The organism is Acidovorax sp. sif0632 (assembly GCF_019218805.1).
GTDB lineage: Bacteria > Pseudomonadota > Gammaproteobacteria > Burkholderiales > Burkholderiaceae_C > Acidovorax > Acidovorax facilis.
Map to the genome: position 1 here is coordinate 537649 of NZ_JAHUWW010000002.1, position 13899 is coordinate 551547.

At 60.6% G+C, this 13899-nt stretch carries 13 protein-coding genes; 8 read left to right on the forward strand and 5 right to left on the reverse strand.

All coding sequences use genetic code 11. The features are described 5' to 3' along the window. Positions 1 to 64: 64 nt before the first annotated feature. Together nth and KW832_RS07645 are read right to left on the reverse strand one after the other, a co-directional pair. Entirely contained in the window at positions 65 to 703 is a 639-nt protein-coding gene (gene nth / locus KW832_RS07640) for an endonuclease III (protein ID WP_055395271.1), read from the reverse strand. A gap of 87 nt (positions 704 to 790) precedes the next feature. Next, positions 791 to 1267, reverse strand: a complete 477-nt coding sequence (locus KW832_RS07645) for a GyrI-like domain-containing protein (RefSeq protein ID WP_218299430.1) — start codon at positions 1265 to 1267, stop codon at positions 791 to 793. A 120-nt stretch (positions 1268 to 1387) separates the two neighbouring features. Between KW832_RS07645 and KW832_RS07650 the strand changes: the two genes are divergently transcribed. Both KW832_RS07650 and KW832_RS07655 read left to right on the forward strand, forming a co-directional pair. Then, on the forward strand, positions 1388 to 2578 hold the full coding sequence (locus tag KW832_RS07650; RefSeq protein WP_218299431.1) for a PLP-dependent aminotransferase family protein: 1191 nt from the start codon (positions 1388 to 1390) through the stop codon (positions 2576 to 2578). A gap of 7 nt (positions 2579 to 2585) precedes the next feature. Then, positions 2586 to 2813, forward strand: coding sequence for a SlyX family protein (locus KW832_RS07655; protein WP_015014770.1), 228 nt, complete (start codon positions 2586 to 2588; stop codon positions 2811 to 2813). A 14-nt stretch (positions 2814 to 2827) separates the two neighbouring features. Here KW832_RS07655 and KW832_RS07660 read toward each other — a convergent pair whose 3' ends face one another. Continuing rightward, positions 2828 to 3460, reverse strand: a complete 633-nt coding sequence (locus KW832_RS07660) for a TetR/AcrR family transcriptional regulator (RefSeq protein ID WP_218299432.1) — start codon at positions 3458 to 3460, stop codon at positions 2828 to 2830. Between the two features lie 97 nt (positions 3461 to 3557). Between KW832_RS07660 and KW832_RS07665 the strand changes: the two genes are divergently transcribed. Continuing rightward, positions 3558 to 5612, forward strand: coding sequence for an NADPH-dependent 2,4-dienoyl-CoA reductase (locus KW832_RS07665; protein ID WP_218299758.1), 2055 nt, complete (start codon positions 3558 to 3560; stop codon positions 5610 to 5612). Positions 5613 to 5708: 96 nt separating this feature from the next. Here the strand turns inward: KW832_RS07665 and KW832_RS07670 are convergent, their stop codons facing one another. Next, positions 5709 to 6365 carry a 3'-5' exonuclease gene (locus tag KW832_RS07670; protein ID WP_218299433.1) on the reverse strand — a complete coding sequence of 219 codons (657 nt, stop codon included), beginning with the start codon at positions 6363 to 6365 and terminating at the stop codon, positions 5709 to 5711. A 723-nt stretch (positions 6366 to 7088) separates the two neighbouring features. Between KW832_RS07670 and KW832_RS07675 the strand changes: the two genes are divergently transcribed. From KW832_RS07675 to KW832_RS07695, 5 genes are read left to right on the forward strand one after another with little or no spacing between them, the layout of a single operon-like run. After that, entirely contained in the window at positions 7089 to 8360 is a 1272-nt protein-coding gene (locus tag KW832_RS07675; RefSeq protein WP_255577630.1) for a KamA family radical SAM protein, read from the forward strand. Further along, on the forward strand, positions 8357 to 9238 hold the full coding sequence (locus KW832_RS07680; protein WP_218299435.1) for an N-acyl homoserine lactonase family protein: 882 nt from the start codon (positions 8357 to 8359) through the stop codon (positions 9236 to 9238). Before KW832_RS07675 ends, KW832_RS07680 begins: the two co-directional genes overlap by 4 nt. Further along, positions 9235 to 11094: an FAD/NAD(P)-binding protein gene (locus KW832_RS07685; RefSeq protein ID WP_218299436.1), complete on the forward strand. Its 1860-nt coding sequence runs from the start codon at positions 9235 to 9237 to the stop codon at positions 11092 to 11094. Before KW832_RS07680 ends, KW832_RS07685 begins: the two co-directional genes overlap by 4 nt. Continuing rightward, positions 11091 to 11696: a cupin domain-containing protein gene (locus KW832_RS07690; RefSeq protein ID WP_218299437.1), complete on the forward strand. Its 606-nt coding sequence runs from the start codon at positions 11091 to 11093 to the stop codon at positions 11694 to 11696. Before KW832_RS07685 ends, KW832_RS07690 begins: the two co-directional genes overlap by 4 nt. Beyond that, on the forward strand, positions 11693 to 12949 hold the full coding sequence (locus KW832_RS07695; RefSeq protein WP_218299438.1) for an MFS transporter: 1257 nt from the start codon (positions 11693 to 11695) through the stop codon (positions 12947 to 12949). Before KW832_RS07690 ends, KW832_RS07695 begins: the two co-directional genes overlap by 4 nt. Before the next feature lie 21 nt (positions 12950 to 12970). On the opposite strand, the gene KW832_RS07700 is transcribed toward KW832_RS07695, so the two are convergent. Further along, positions 12971 to 13822: a LysR family transcriptional regulator gene (locus tag KW832_RS07700; protein ID WP_218299439.1), complete on the reverse strand. Its 852-nt coding sequence runs from the start codon at positions 13820 to 13822 to the stop codon at positions 12971 to 12973. Positions 13823 to 13899: the final 77 nt, after the last annotated feature.

Here is a 13899-nt window from a genome sequence, read left to right on the forward strand (position 1 = left end):
TCTAGCGCTTGACCAATAAGCGCTAGTTGCTATAAAAAAAAGCAATTTGCCTGGTTCGTTCAACTCAAGGCGCCAACGTCTTCGGCTGGTAGTCGCAATACCTGCTCACCGCACACTCCCAGCAGCGCGGCTTGCGTGCCTGGCACACGTAGCGGCCGTGCAGGATGAGCCAGTGGTGCGAATCCACCGCATACTCGGCGGGCACGCGCTTCATCAGCTGCAGTTCCACCGCCAGCGGGTTCTTGCCGGGCGCGAGGCCCGTGCGGTTGCTTACGCGAAAGATGTGCGTGTCCACCGCCATGGTCGGCTCGCCGAAGGCCACGTTCAGCACCACATTGGCCGTCTTGCGGCCCACACCGGGCAGGGCTTCCAGGGCTTCGCGCGTGCGCGGCACCTGGCCCCCATGCTGCTCCACCAGGATGCGGCAGGTCTCCATCAGGTTCTTGGCCTTGGTGCGGTACAGGCCGATGGTCTTGACATAGCCCTCCAGTCGCTCAAGCCCCAGGTCCAGGATGGCCTGCGGCGTGCCCGCCACCGGGAACAGCTTGCGCGTGGCCTTGTTCACGCCCACGTCCGTGGCCTGGGCCGACAGCAGCACGGCAGCCAGCAGCTCGAACGGCGTCGTGTATTCGAGCTCCGTGTTGGGCATGGGGTTGGCGGCCTTCAAGGTGGCAAAGAAAGGCTCGATGTCAGACGTCTTCATGGGGGCGGGGTGTGTCGTTTATGTACTGGGGCATGCGGGGCTGCGCCCGCGCCTGCATCGTTTTCGCGAGGGTTAGAACGAACTGCCTCAGTGGGTGCGCTGCACCGCCAGGCACAGCCAGCAGGGGAACGCGCCGGTGGCGGGGTTGACGGCAAAGACTTCGTCGTAGACCTCGATGGCGGGCCGAGGGGCAGCTTCCCAACCTGCGGGGATCTGGCCCGGGGCCATCATGCTGGCCCAGGCCGCGCCAATCTCCGGCCCGGTACCGACGAAACGCAGGCAGGCGTAATCGCCACCGGCAAAGTCCTGGATCATGGCCTCGGTGCCGGTGCGCAGGCCCACGCCCACCTGCACGCAGGCGTCGTAGCGGCATTGCGCGGGCGGGGTGCATGCGGGGTTGTCCAGGCTGATGCCGTAGTACTTGGGGCGTGGCTCGCTCAAACGATTTGCTTCGCACCAGCGGCCGAACCGCTCCCAAAGTTGCGTGAGCGAGGGGCCATAAGGGCCTGTCTGGCGCATATAGGCAAGGCGCATGCGGGGCAACTGACGGATTTCGAGGGGCATAGTTGGTCTCGGTAGTTGTGCGGTGGGCCAGGTTTTTGCCCCCGCAGTCTAAGCCGCAGGAAACCTGCACGCCAATTGGCGACAATGCGGAATCATTTGCCACCAACTCCTGCCCACGCCATGCAATTCGCCGACCGCCTGAACAACGTAGAAACCTCCGCCATCCGCGAACTCTTCAAGCTGCTGGGCAAGCCCGGCATCATCAGCTTTGCAGGTGGCTTTCCGGACAGCGCGATGTTCGACGTTGAGGGCATCCGCGCTGCCAGCAACGCCGCCCTGGCCGAAGAACCTGGCGCCGCGCTGCAATACGGTGCGACCGAAGGCTACAACCCATTGCGCGAGCAACTGGCCGCCTTCATGGCCAGCAAGGGCGCGAAGGACGTGGCAGCCGACAACCTCATCGTCACCACCGGCAGCCAGCAGGCGCTGGACCTGCTGGGCAAGACGCTCATCAGCCCCGGCGACAAGGTCATTGTGGAAGGCCCGACCTTCCTGGCCACCATTCAGTGCTTTCGCCTGTATGGCGCCGAACTCATCAGCGCGCCCATCGATGGCAACGGCGTGAAGACCGACGAGCTGGAAAAGCTCATCGCCGAGCACAAGCCGAAATTCGTTTACCTGATCCCCACCTTTGGCAACCCCAGCGGCGCCATGCTGAGCCTGGAGCGCCGCAAGGCCGTGCTGGAGATGGCCGTCAAGCACAACACCTTGATCGTCGAAGACGACCCCTATGGCGACCTGTACTTTGGCGACGCGCCGCCCCCCAGTCTGCTGAACCTGTCGGCCACCGTACCCGGCAGCCGCGATCTGCTGGTGCACTGCGGCAGCTTGAGCAAGGTGCTGTCGCCCGGCCTGCGTGTGGGCTGGATGATTGCCCCGGCCGAGCTGCTGGGCAAAGCCACCATGTGCAAGCAGTTCAGCGACGCGCACACCAGCACCTTTGCCCAGGCCACGGCCGCGCAGTACCTCAAGGCCGGCCGCATGCCTGGCACGCTGGCCCATGTGCGCAAGGTGTACGCCGAGCGCGCACAGGCCATGGGCGATGCGCTGCGCAAGGAGCTGGGGGACGCCATCGAGTTTGTGCAGCCCCAGGGCGGCCTGTTTGTGTGGGCGCGCCTGACGGGTGCTGGCGGCAAGATGGCTGACGGCAATGTGCTGGCCAAGCGCGCGATTGAAAAGGGTGTGGCCTTTGTGCCCGGCACGCCGTTCTTCTGCGCCAACCCCGACCACGCCACCTTCCGCCTGTCGTTCGCCACGGCCGATGTGGACAAGATCCGCGAAGGCGTGGCGCGCCTGGGCCAGGCCATCTGAAGCGTCGATGTCTGACGCCAACGATCTCGCCAACGTTCTCCAGCGCCTGGAAAGCCTGGAGATCAAGGCCAGCTTTACCGAAGACCTGCTGGACCAGCTGAACATGACCATCTACCAGCAGCAGCAACTGATCGACCGGTTGACGCACGAGGTCATCCAGTTGCGCCAGCAGGCGCCCGAAGGTGGCTCGAACGGCCCGCGCAACCTGCGCGACGAGCTGCCGCCGCATTACTGATCGGATCGCTCGGTCTACGCCCTGACGGACCGCCACGCTGCGTCCGCCAGCTCTGCGCGGTACGTGGTGGGCGAGGGCAGGCCGCCCTGGCCTGCATTGCCTGACAGCCACGCCCTGCAATAGCTCTGCACCGGCCCCATCACCAGCGACGGCATCAGCTCGCACGGCAGGTTGCGCAGCGCGCCCGATTGGCGGTGGGGCTCGAACCAGGCCACCAGCGCCTGGTTGCGGCGCCGCGCGGCTTCGGCAAGGTCGGGCGTGCGCTGGCCAGCGGCCACGGCGCCCCGGGACTGGAACATGAACCGGGCCCGCTCTGGCTGCGCCACCACCCAGTCCAGATAGCCGGTGACCAGGGCGTGCACGCCCGCCTCTACGCCCTGGGCGGCATCGAGCTGCGCCTGCACGCTGCGAGACTGGTCGTGAAAGATGTCAAAGAACAGCGCCGCCACGATGCCGTCGCGGTTGCCAAAGTGGTGATAAATGCTGCCCACGCTGGCCCCGCAGCGCGCACGCACGCCGTCGATGGTCACCGCGTCCACGCCCCCTTCGGCCGCGCAGGCCAGGGCGGCGTTCAGGATGTCCTGGCGGCGGTCGGTGGGGGCTTCGGCAGAGGATGAAGTGGGAGGCGGGGAATTGCGGCTTGCCATGGAACTGGATTCTAGAATAAAGTTCTAGAAAATACTTCTAGCCCACGCTCCTTCCATGCATTCTTCCTCCATTGCCGCCCCTGCGGCCGCTGCCTTTATGCCCGGCGCCGCTTTGTACCCGCACCTGCTCGCCCCCCTGGACCTGGGGTTCACTACCCTCAAGAACCGCGTGCTCATGGGCTCCATGCACACGGGCCTGGAGGACGGACGCGACCTCTCGCGCATGGCGGCGTACTTCCGTGAGCGGGCCGAGGGCGATGTGGGGCTGATCGTGACGGGCGGCTTTGCGCCCAACATCGCGGGCTGGGCCAAGCCGTTTGCGGGCACGCTGGCGACCTCGGGCGCCGCCAAACGCCACCGCGTGGTGACGGACGCGGTGCACGTTGCGGGCGGCAAGATCGCGCTGCAGATCCTGCACACGGGGCGCTACGCCTACCATCCGCTGGCGGTGGCGCCCTCGCGGCTGCAGTCGCCCATCTCGCCGTTCACACCGTTCGCGCTGTCGGCGCGCGGGGTGGAGCGGCAAATTCGTGCGTTTGTGAACTGTGCCGTGAAAGCGCGCGAGGCGGGCTACGACGGCGTGGAGGTGATGGGATCGGAGGGCTATTTCATCAACCAGTTCCTGTCGCAAACCACCAACCTGCGCACCGACGCCTGGGGCGGTGACTACAGCCACCGCATGCGCCTGCCGGTGGAGATCCTGGCCCGCATGCGCGAGGCCGTTGGCAAGGACTTCATCATCATCTACCGCCTGTCGATGATCGACCTGGTGCCCGGCGGCAGTGCGTGGGACGAGATCGTCACCCTGGGCAAGGCCGTCGCTACGGGCGGGGCCAACATCGTCAATACCGGCATCGGCTGGCACGAGGCGCGGGTGCCCACTATTGCCACCAGCGTGCCGCGCGCAGCGTTTGCCTGGGTCACGCAAAAGATGAAGGCCGAGTTCGCGGCGGCGGGCATCACCACGCCGCTGGTCACATCCAACCGCATCAACACGCCCGAGGTGGCCGAGCAGGTGCTGGCCGATGGCTGTGCTGACATGGTGTCGATGGCGCGGCCACTGCTGGCTGATGCGGCGTTTGTGAAAAAGGCTGCGCAAGGCCGGGCCGACCGCATCAACACCTGCATCGCCTGCAACCAGGCCTGCCTGGACCATGTGTTCCAGAACAAGACCAGCAGCTGTCTGGTGAACCCGCGCGCTTGCCACGAGACCGAACTGGTGTACCGCCCGGTTTCGTCACGCAAGCGCATCGCCGTGGTGGGCGCGGGGCCTGCGGGCCTGACCGCCGCCACCGTGGCCGCCGAACGCGGGCACGAGGTGCATCTGTTCGACGCCGCGCCCGTTATCGGTGGTCAGCTCAACATGGCCAAGGTGATTCCGGGCAAGGAAGAGTTCCACGAAATGCTGCGCTACCTGGCCACGCGGGTGGAGGACACAGGCGTGCAATTGCACCTGAACCAGCGCGTGTTGGCCACCGACCTGGCGGGCTATGACGAGGTGGTGATTGCCACTGGTGTGGAGCCACGCGACCCGAAGATCCCCGGCCAGGACCACCCCAAGGTGCTGAGCTACATCGACGTGCTGCGCCATGGCAAGCCGGTGGGTGAGCGCGTGGCCATCATCGGCGCGGGCGGCATCGGCTTTGACGTGGCGGAATTCTTGACACATGGCGACCACCCTTCCACCACGCTCGATCTGCTCGCCTGGAAGGCCGAGTGGGGCATCACCGACCCGGCCGAGGCGCGCGGTGGTCTGGCGCCCAGCGGCCCGCGCGTCACGCCCCCCGCACGGCAGGTGACGCTGCTGCAGCGCAAGAAGGGCAAGCTCGGCGCGGGCCTGGGCAAGACAACGGGCTGGATCCACCGCACCACGCTCAAGATGAAACAGGTGCAGATGGTGAGCGGCGTGAACTACGAGCGCATTGCCGACGAGGGCCTGCTGGTGTCATACGGCGACAAGCGCGAAGACCCCACCTGGATTGCGTGCGATACCGTGGTGCTCTGCGCCGGGCAGGTGCCCCTCTTCAGCCTGGCGCAGGAACTGGAGGCTGCCGGCCGCAAGCCGCACCGAATTGGTGGCGCGCTGGAAGCGGGCGAGCTGGATGCCAAGCGTGCTATCGATCAGGCGGCGAGGCTGGCGGCGCGTTTGTGAGGTGAGTGCGGCCAGAATCTAAGAAAAATTGGCTGCTAGCGCTTGATAGGTAAGCGCTAGAAGCTATTATTTTGATAGTAAATGGCTGCTGCCTGGCTATACGCCTTGATGCGTGGCAGAGCCCTCCAGCGCGTTGAACACCCGCAGCGCTGCCCACGCATCGTTGGCTGCGTAGACCAGTTGGGCCTCAGTCAGCCGGGCGTTGGCCCAGTTCGATGTCGCGGCTTTCTTGGACTTGATGAAGCGCTTGTTGAACAGCACGGCCACGGCGCCTTTCACGCCCATGTCTTTGCGGTAACCACGCTGGCGGAACACGGTGTTGAGCTCCAGCACATCGGCTGGTTGCACACCCAGTTTGTGCTGGATGCGTTTGGTGTCATCCCCCAGCCCAAAGCCCGCCTTGGTCACGCCGCGCAGGGCCAGCAGCTCGGCCACGCGGGCACGGCAACCGGGGTCGTGCAGCTGGAACACCCAGGCGGTTTCCAGCGTGGCCAGCTGCACGATGTGGGGCCCGTCGGACTGTTCGCCCTGCACAAAGGTGGGTTTGGATTCGGTGTCGAACCCCCAGGCGCTGGCCGCTGCCAGGGCATCACAGGCCTTGTCGGCCTGTTCTGGGGTGGCAACGAGGCTGATGCGGTCCGTGCCCAGGCGCTCGAAAGGTTCCAGCAGGGCGATCTGGTCTTTGTCGGGGGTGCTGCGGTGGGCGGTGCGCGAAGGCGGGTGGGGGCGCTGGGAAGGGGGAGATACCGTCATGGACCCATTGTGCCGTGCCAGCTTGGGAACCCCGCTGTGCCCCGCGATGGGGGTACGGCGCGTCTACTGCAGCCACCGCTCTCAACGCTTGCCCGCTTTGCGCAGGCGGGGCATGTCGGCAAGGTGCCTCAAGGCTTTCTTGCAGGCCTTCATGGTCAATGGCTCCGGTGTCAATGTCTCGTATGTCCGGCGCAATCCCAGATCTTCCACTTCTTCATCTGTTGGACCGCGCGGGTCCGCTGTCTTCCTTGGCGCGCTTGGCCCGTCCCTACAGTCTTTGGGGCACGCATCTGATCTTCTGGGTGATGGACTCGACCGTCGCCTGCAACGATGGTGTTCTCCCGAGGTTTCCCGTCGCATCGAATATTGCGCGATTGGCAGTGAGATTCGCTCTGGGCATCCCTCGCGACGGCTTGTCATATTCCTTTGGCTGATTTGCTTATTGCTAAATTCATTCATTTCCATCAGTTATCACAGAAATCGTGCCAATGGGCTGTTCATATTTTTGTGCACATATAAAGTTGCGAAACTAATCGGCAGCGATGTGATTTTTGCTGCGGCTGAGAGGTTGAAAATATTGTGACAACTTGATGAGGAGGGGCTACAGTGGGAGAGACTTGCAGCAAATTCAAACCGTACACGCGGCAGACTATTCGCCAGGCACCCGAGTGGGAGAGGTTATCGGCAGAGCAGCGTGAGGCGATTGATGTGGTGGGACGGGTGATGCCCTTCAGGGTGAATCAATATGTCCTGAGTGAATTGATAGATTGGAATAATTCGAATGATGATCCAATATTTAGATTGACATTTCCCCACAGGGATATGTTGAGTCAGGCTGAGTATGAGTCATTGCACAGCTTGATATGTGCAAACCAAGCTGAAGAAAGGATTTCTGAACTTGTCAGGAGCATTCGGCTACGTATGAATCCCCATCCTGCTGGACAGATGACGCACAATGTCCCGTATCTTGAAGGGGTCCCATTACAAGGAATTCAGCACAAGTACCGTGAAACGGTACTGTTTTTCCCCAGTTCTGGGCAGACCTGTCACGCTTATTGCACGTTTTGTTTTCGTTGGCCTCAGTTCGTCGGTATGGATGAATTCAAGTTCGATGCCAGGGAAAGCCATCAACTCGTTGAATATCTCAAGCGGCACCGCGAAGTCACTGACGTGCTCATCACCGGTGGCGATCCGTTGGTCATGAATGCGCGTTCGCTTGCCGAATACATCACGCCTTTGCTGAGTCCAGAGCTTGCTCACATTCAGAATATTCGAATCGGTACCAAATCTGTTTCGTATTGGCCACAGCGGTTTGTCAGCGACAAAGACTCGGATGACCTGCTGCGGGTATTCGAGTCCGTAGTTGCCTCGGGTCGCAATCTTGCGCTCATGGCGCATTACAACCATCCCAATGAACTGGAGCCAGAGATTGCTCAGAAAGCGTTGCGGCGAATCATTGGCACCGGTGCAACAGTGCGAATCCAGGCACCGCTCATTCGCCACATCAATACGGACCCAGCGGCTTGGGTGCGGCTGTGGACCTTGGGTGTAAAGCTGGGCGCGATCCCTTACTACATGTTCGTAGAGCGCGATACAGGGCCGAGCGACTATTTCAAGCTGCCGCTCGCCACCGCATACGAGGTGTTTCAGGCGGCCTACCGCCAGGTCTCTGGCCTCGCCAGAACGGTACGTGGCCCTTCCATGAGCGCTTTTCCTGGCAAGGTGCTGGTCAACGGAATCCTTGAACTGGCGGGTGAAAAGGTCTTTGCCTTGCAGTTTCTCCAAGCGCGGAATGCTAGTTGGGTAGGGCGTCAGTTCTTCGCAAAGTTCGATCCACAAGCTACGTGGCTTGATCATCTGGTTCCTGCATTTGGCGAGCGCAAATTCTTTTTCGAGGCGGGAGCTGAGGACTCGACAGGACGGCGTGTGATTCCTCTTGCATCTCATGCTGAAACTTCCCGGCATTCAGTGGTTGAGGAGGGCTCCATCCTATGAGCCAGGGTAGCAAGACGACAGGCGAGGTTTACGAGATCTATGCGTTGCGCTACGCAACACATGAGGCACGCCGCAGTTCTGAAAACTACCTCGCCCATGATCCTCATGACAACAAGGGCATGCCACTGGATTTTTACTTTTGGGTGATTCGCAACGGTCAGCGAACCGTTGTTGTGGATACGGGCTTCAAGCCCGCACTGGCGCACAAGCGAGGTCGTACGTACTTTGATGAGCCTGCCACGCTGTTGAAGAAGCTGGATATAGATATCGATTCGGTGAAGGATGTGGTCCTTACCCACATGCACTATGACCACGCCGGGAATCTCGATGCGTTTCCCGCTGCGAAATTTCATGTTCAAGAGGAGGAGATGGCGTTTTGCACGGGGCGCTGCATGTGCCATAGCGCTATGCGCGGGCCTTTCGAACCGCAAGATGTGTCTCAGGCCATCTTCCGTCTTTTTGAGGGGCGCCTTTGCTTTGTCAAGGGGAGTAAACAGCTCTTCCCTGGCATTGAACTTCACCAGGCAGGTGGGCATACGCCTGGGCTTCAGGTGGTGCGGGTGGCGACTCAGAGAGGGTGGGTCGTGTTGGCCAGCGACGCATCGCATTACTGGGACAACTTGCGATCCAGGCGGCCGTTTCCGATTGTTGTCAGTGTGCCGGACATGATTCAGTCGCACGAACGGATCGAGCAGTTGGCCGACGGTCCTTTCCACATCATTCCCGGCCACGACCCCCTCGTGCGGGCGGTCTTCAACACGGTGGAAGGTGAGCCGAATATCGTTGCTCTTCATCTTGCACCAACCCGTTTCCGTTGGGATAGCCAAAGTGAACCGCATGACTCTGAGCATCTGCGCGCTAAAGGACTAGTGAAATGAAAAAATTGATCATTGTCGGAATGGGTCCGCGTGGCCTTGCCATGCTTGAGCGGCTGCTGGAGCATTCAGGAATACTGCCCGACACCACCCATCTTCACATCGACATCGTTGATCCGAATCCCTGTGGGGAGGGCGCGCACCCTGCCCATCAGCCAGAACACTTGCTGGTGAATACCGTAGCTTCGCAGATCACCATGTTTACCGCAGGAAGCAAGGTCGCCGTGAACGGAGCGCCCTCGTTGACGGAGTGGTGCAGGGCCAATGGGTATCGCCGTCATGACCGCCAGTTTCTTTGTCTGGGCGACAGCATTGGCGCGCATATCACGGATGCAGATCACTTGCCTCGCAGGCTGCTAGGAGGTTACCTGGGTTGGTTCTACGATCAAGTGGTGTCCAGGTTCCCGGCCAACATCACACTGCGGCACCATCGTGCTGTGGCGAGAGATGTTGAGGAGGTGGATGGAGTATTTCGGGTTCACCTGGCCGATGGCTCGCAGCTTTCCAGCGACTTTCTGTTTCTAACGACCGGGCATGGGCGGCGCATTCCTACTGCGGGCGATGTGTCGGCTGCCAACTTCGTAGCAGCCAACCAGCCCCGCAATAGCCGGCTCGCTTTTTTTGCGTCCCCTTATCCCGTCGAGCGATTGGACTCAATCTCTGCGGATGCCACCGTTGGCATCCAGGGCTTGGGGCTGACCGCACATGATGTGATTTCCGCATTGACAACCGGAAGGGGCGGACGTTATTTGGAACATGAGGGGGAACTTGTCTACCAACCCTCGGGATCGGAGCCTGGAATCAAGCTGTTCTCCCGATCATGCTTGCCCTTTGCAGCCCGAGGCATCAACCAAAAGGGGTTGACCGGCAAACACCAAGCCGCATTCTTCACCGCCGCCGCGGTCAAAGAGATCCAAGAGCGAGCGGCGCGGGATACCGGTGATCGCCGCATCGACTTTGAGCGACAGGTCCTGCCACTGGTAACCAAAGAAATGGCATACGCATACCGTTGTGTGGTTGAAAAGCAGTGCGTCGACCCTGCCACCTTTGTTCCAAGCGAGGCCGAAACGCAGGCCATCAACGATATCTTGTGGCCTCTTCGGAGCAGGGTGTTTGATAACCCGGATCAGTTCAAGCAATTTTTCTGGAGTTGGCTCGAAAATGATCTTGAGCACGCTCGCATGGGCAACCTGACCAGTCCGATCAAGGCGGCTACGGATGTGCTTCGCGATGCTCGGGAGGCGTTGCGAACGGCGGTTGAATTTGCGGGGCTTTCTCCGGCATCCCATAGGTTCTTCAACAACGAGTTCAACGCCATCGCCAATCGTATTTCCTTTGGTCCGCCGCTTCGCCGGAATATCGAACTCTTTGCTCTCGCGAAGTCCGGAATTCTGGACGTGGGCGGTGGTCCTGGAGCACGCGTGGTGTTGAATGTTGACGCTGCGAAGTTTGAGATTGAAACGCCCTATGAAACCGGCGTGGTACGCGTACCCTTCGATGTGCTGGTGTCTGCACGTTTGGACAGCTACTCACCACTTACCGACACTTCGCTGCTCAGTTCTAACCTGCTGCGCCGGGGACTGGTGCGTCCGTTCTTGAATGGTGCCTACCATCCCGGCGGTATCGACATCGACAGGCTTCTCAGACCGCTACGGCGAGCGGGTTCTGTCCACGAGCGCATGTGGGCCGCTGGCTTCCTGGTCGAGGGAGCGCATTTCTACACGCATGCGCTCCCTCGGCCCGGTATGGCTTCCCGTCAGGCCGCAGATGCCGAAACATGTGTGTTGCAGCTGTTGAAAATCCTCGTCGGTTCCGAGGCTGACAGTTCATCGGACCTTCCCGAGGCCGAGACAGCATGACGTCCGGCAGTGCATGCCCTTCGGTGGCAGATGAAAAGACCATGCCGTTCGATGCCTACCTGGCAGCCGCTGCGAGACCACGGCAGTCATATACCCATTGGCCATGGACATCTTTGGAAGAGCAGGCGGCAAGCAGCCCTTGCAGCGAGAGGGGGGTGGTCGCTCTTGTCACGGATGCAGGAAAAGGGGAAGTTGCACCCGGACTTTCCATGGTGGTGCAGGTGGTGCTGCAAAAAGGCAGCACCTCGCCCCATCGCCACTCGTTTTGGCATATCTATGTGGTGAAGTCGGGGGCTGGTAAGTGTTGTCTCGACGACGGAATTGTCCAGCCATTGGCGTCGGGCGATGTTCTTTTTGTCCCTGCTTGGGAGACCCATGGTTTCGAAAATGCAAGCGAAGATCAGCCGTTGGTGCTGCTTGCGTTGCAAAATCTGCCTCAACTGGCCGGAATGGGCGCGTTGATGCGTGACTCCGGCGCAGGGGAAATCACTCATGTGTACCGAGCGGCCAGCGCATCTGGCGAGGCTGTCGTTCAGGCTTTCGCTTCGCGGGAGCTTTGCCATGGCCGGGCCGTCCATCCAAACGCAAAGGAGGCCCTGTGAGCAGCAACCCTTCCCTACATCGGCTGAGCAGTCCAGCACTCTACCTCACGGTGTTCGCTCCATTCGCTTTGGGGCACTATGTTTCATTTCTCTTCCGATCCATCAACGCGGTACTCTCCCCGTATCTGGTGGACTCCATGAGTTTGAACGCAGCGCAGTTGGGTTTGTTGTCGAGCGCCTACTTCGTTGCTTTTGGCTTGGCGCAGTTGCCTATCGGAATTGCGCTGGACAGATATGGGCCTAAGCGGATGCAACCGATTCTTCTGTGCGTGGCTGCTTCGGGTGCGCTGCTCTTTGCTCTGGGTCAATCATTTACCAGCCTTTTTCTCGCGCGGGTCCTGATAGGGCTTGGACTGTCCGCCTGCTTCATGGGCGCAATCAAAGCGTTGGCGGGCTGGGTTGCATCGGAGAGACGCCCCACGATGAATGGCTATCTGCTTGCCGTGGGGGGAATCGGCGCCATGTCAGCTACGCTTCCTGTGGAGATGGCGCTGGGCGCCATGTCTTGGCGCGAGCTGTTCCTGGTGCTGGCAGGCCTGACCATAGTCCCGGCGCTGCTTATCTGGTTGATAGCGCCGCACGACCGGATTCAAAATGGCCTGTCGGCTTGGCAGTCGGTGAAGTCGCTTCCCGAGGTCTATAGAAACAAGGCATTCCAGCGGGCGGTGGCGCTTCTTCTCCCATCGCACGCAGTGGCTTTTGGGCTGCAAGGGCTTTGGATGGGGCAATGGATGCAGGATGCCGGCGGCCTCAGCCCGAGGACGGCAGCGGTGTATCTTTTCTGGGGTATGGGAGCGATCGTGGCTGGATCGCTTTTGGTCGGTCACTTGACCGAGTGGTTGGGACGTCGCTACCGAATGCGACCTATGGATGTTGCGGGTGTCGGAATTGGTCTTTTCCTCATGGTTCAGGTACTCGCTGCCTTGAGTATCGTGCCACTGATTCCTGCAATCACGATTGCATTTACTTTTGTAGGAGCTGTTGCGGGCTTGGACTACACCATCGTCTCGCAGAGTGTCCCGTCATCGATGACTGGCCGGGCGGCGACTAGTCTGAATGTGTTGATCTTCATGGGCGCGTTTGCTGTACAGAGTGGATTTGGTCTCATTGTCGAATTCTGGGGGGCCGATAGCCTGAATCGCTATCCAGTGATCGCGTATCAAATTGCCTTTGGTGCCATTGCCTCGCTGCAGTTGCCGGGATTTCTGCACTGGATGGTTGTGACCCGCCTGCAGAAGGGGGAAACCGCATAAGGCAAAAGTTACTTTCGGTGCTCAGGTGAGCGGCGACCGCACGGCCGTCACGAGTGTTTTGAGGACTGCACGCACCTGTCTATCGGTGGTGGAGGAATACAGAATCACTTCACGTCTTGGAAGCGCGGGTAGGCCCAGGCGTGGGCCGACGTCCTCGGTACCGACGGGTGCAACGCGATGGGCCAGTGCCGCCACAGCCAACCCCGCTTGAGCGGCTGCACCGATGGTGGCAATGCCTCCTCCGACGAACACTTCTACCCAGGGAACGGACGCTTCCTCCAGCGCGCCTATCGCCATTGCGCGTACCCTGCAAGGGTGGGCTTGAGTGGCGATGTGAAGGGGTTCATCTTTGTGCCATGTCCATTCAGGTGCCGCCATCCAGCCGAAGCTTTCTGCGAATAGTGTTTCTCCGTCCCTGCGTCCCTCATCGTGTCTCAACACAAGTGCGGCATCGAGTTCACCGCAGTCAAAGGCTGCTTCGATGTCCCGCGAGCTGGAAATCCTCATTTCCACCAGAAGGCCAGGATGTGCGGAATGCATGTGTCGCAACAGTACGGCGAGTTCGCTGCCGACGATGTGGTGGCTAATGCCTACCTTCAATATTGTCCGATCACGTGACAACACCACTAGGGCTTCTTCATGGACGTCTAGAAGCCTGCGAGCCACAGAAAGGAATATTTCGCCTTTGGCGGACAGCTTGACCATCCGCGGCGTTCGCTCAACCAGTTTGTGGCCGAGCCGTTTCTCTAACCTTTTCAACTTCAGGCTGACGGCTGACTGTGTGGTGTTCAGCATGTCGGCCGCCCGGGTAAAGCTGCGTAGGTCTGCGATCAAGACAAATGCCTGCAGCGAATCTATCTCGAGTGAATTCATCGTACTCCCATGCTTCATCAGCTTCATCCCCTAGCGATGGGCTTTGAAACTGAGTCTACTTGACGACCGTACAGGCT

What these genes read in the sequence shown, in the direction of transcription:
- KW832_RS07690 (WP_218299437.1), top strand. Translation starts at nt 11,091, where the DNA reads ATGACGTCCGGCAGTGCATGCCCTTCGGTGGCAGATGAAAAGACCATG.
- KW832_RS07670 (WP_218299433.1), bottom strand. Translation starts at nt 6,365, where the DNA reads ATGACGGTATCTCCCCCTTCCCAGCGCCCCCACCCGCCTTCGCGCACC.
- KW832_RS07665 (WP_218299758.1), top strand. Translation starts at nt 3,558, where the DNA reads ATGCCCGGCGCCGCTTTGTACCCGCACCTGCTCGCCCCCCTGGACCTG.
- KW832_RS07675 (WP_255577630.1), top strand. Translation starts at nt 7,089, where the DNA reads ATGCCCTTCAGGGTGAATCAATATGTCCTGAGTGAATTGATAGATTGG.
- KW832_RS07660 (WP_218299432.1), bottom strand. Translation starts at nt 3,460, where the DNA reads ATGGCAAGCCGCAATTCCCCGCCTCCCACTTCATCCTCTGCCGAAGCC.
- KW832_RS07685 (WP_218299436.1), top strand. Translation starts at nt 9,235, where the DNA reads ATGAAAAAATTGATCATTGTCGGAATGGGTCCGCGTGGCCTTGCCATG.
- KW832_RS07655 (WP_015014770.1), top strand. Translation starts at nt 2,586, where the DNA reads ATGTCTGACGCCAACGATCTCGCCAACGTTCTCCAGCGCCTGGAAAGC.
- KW832_RS07650 (WP_218299431.1), top strand. Translation starts at nt 1,388, where the DNA reads ATGCAATTCGCCGACCGCCTGAACAACGTAGAAACCTCCGCCATCCGC.
- nth (WP_055395271.1), bottom strand. Translation starts at nt 703, where the DNA reads ATGAAGACGTCTGACATCGAGCCTTTCTTTGCCACCTTGAAGGCCGCC.
- KW832_RS07700 (WP_218299439.1), bottom strand. Translation starts at nt 13,822, where the DNA reads ATGAATTCACTCGAGATAGATTCGCTGCAGGCATTTGTCTTGATCGCA.
- KW832_RS07645 (WP_218299430.1), bottom strand. Translation starts at nt 1,267, where the DNA reads ATGCCCCTCGAAATCCGTCAGTTGCCCCGCATGCGCCTTGCCTATATG.
- KW832_RS07680 (WP_218299435.1), top strand. Translation starts at nt 8,357, where the DNA reads ATGAGCCAGGGTAGCAAGACGACAGGCGAGGTTTACGAGATCTATGCG.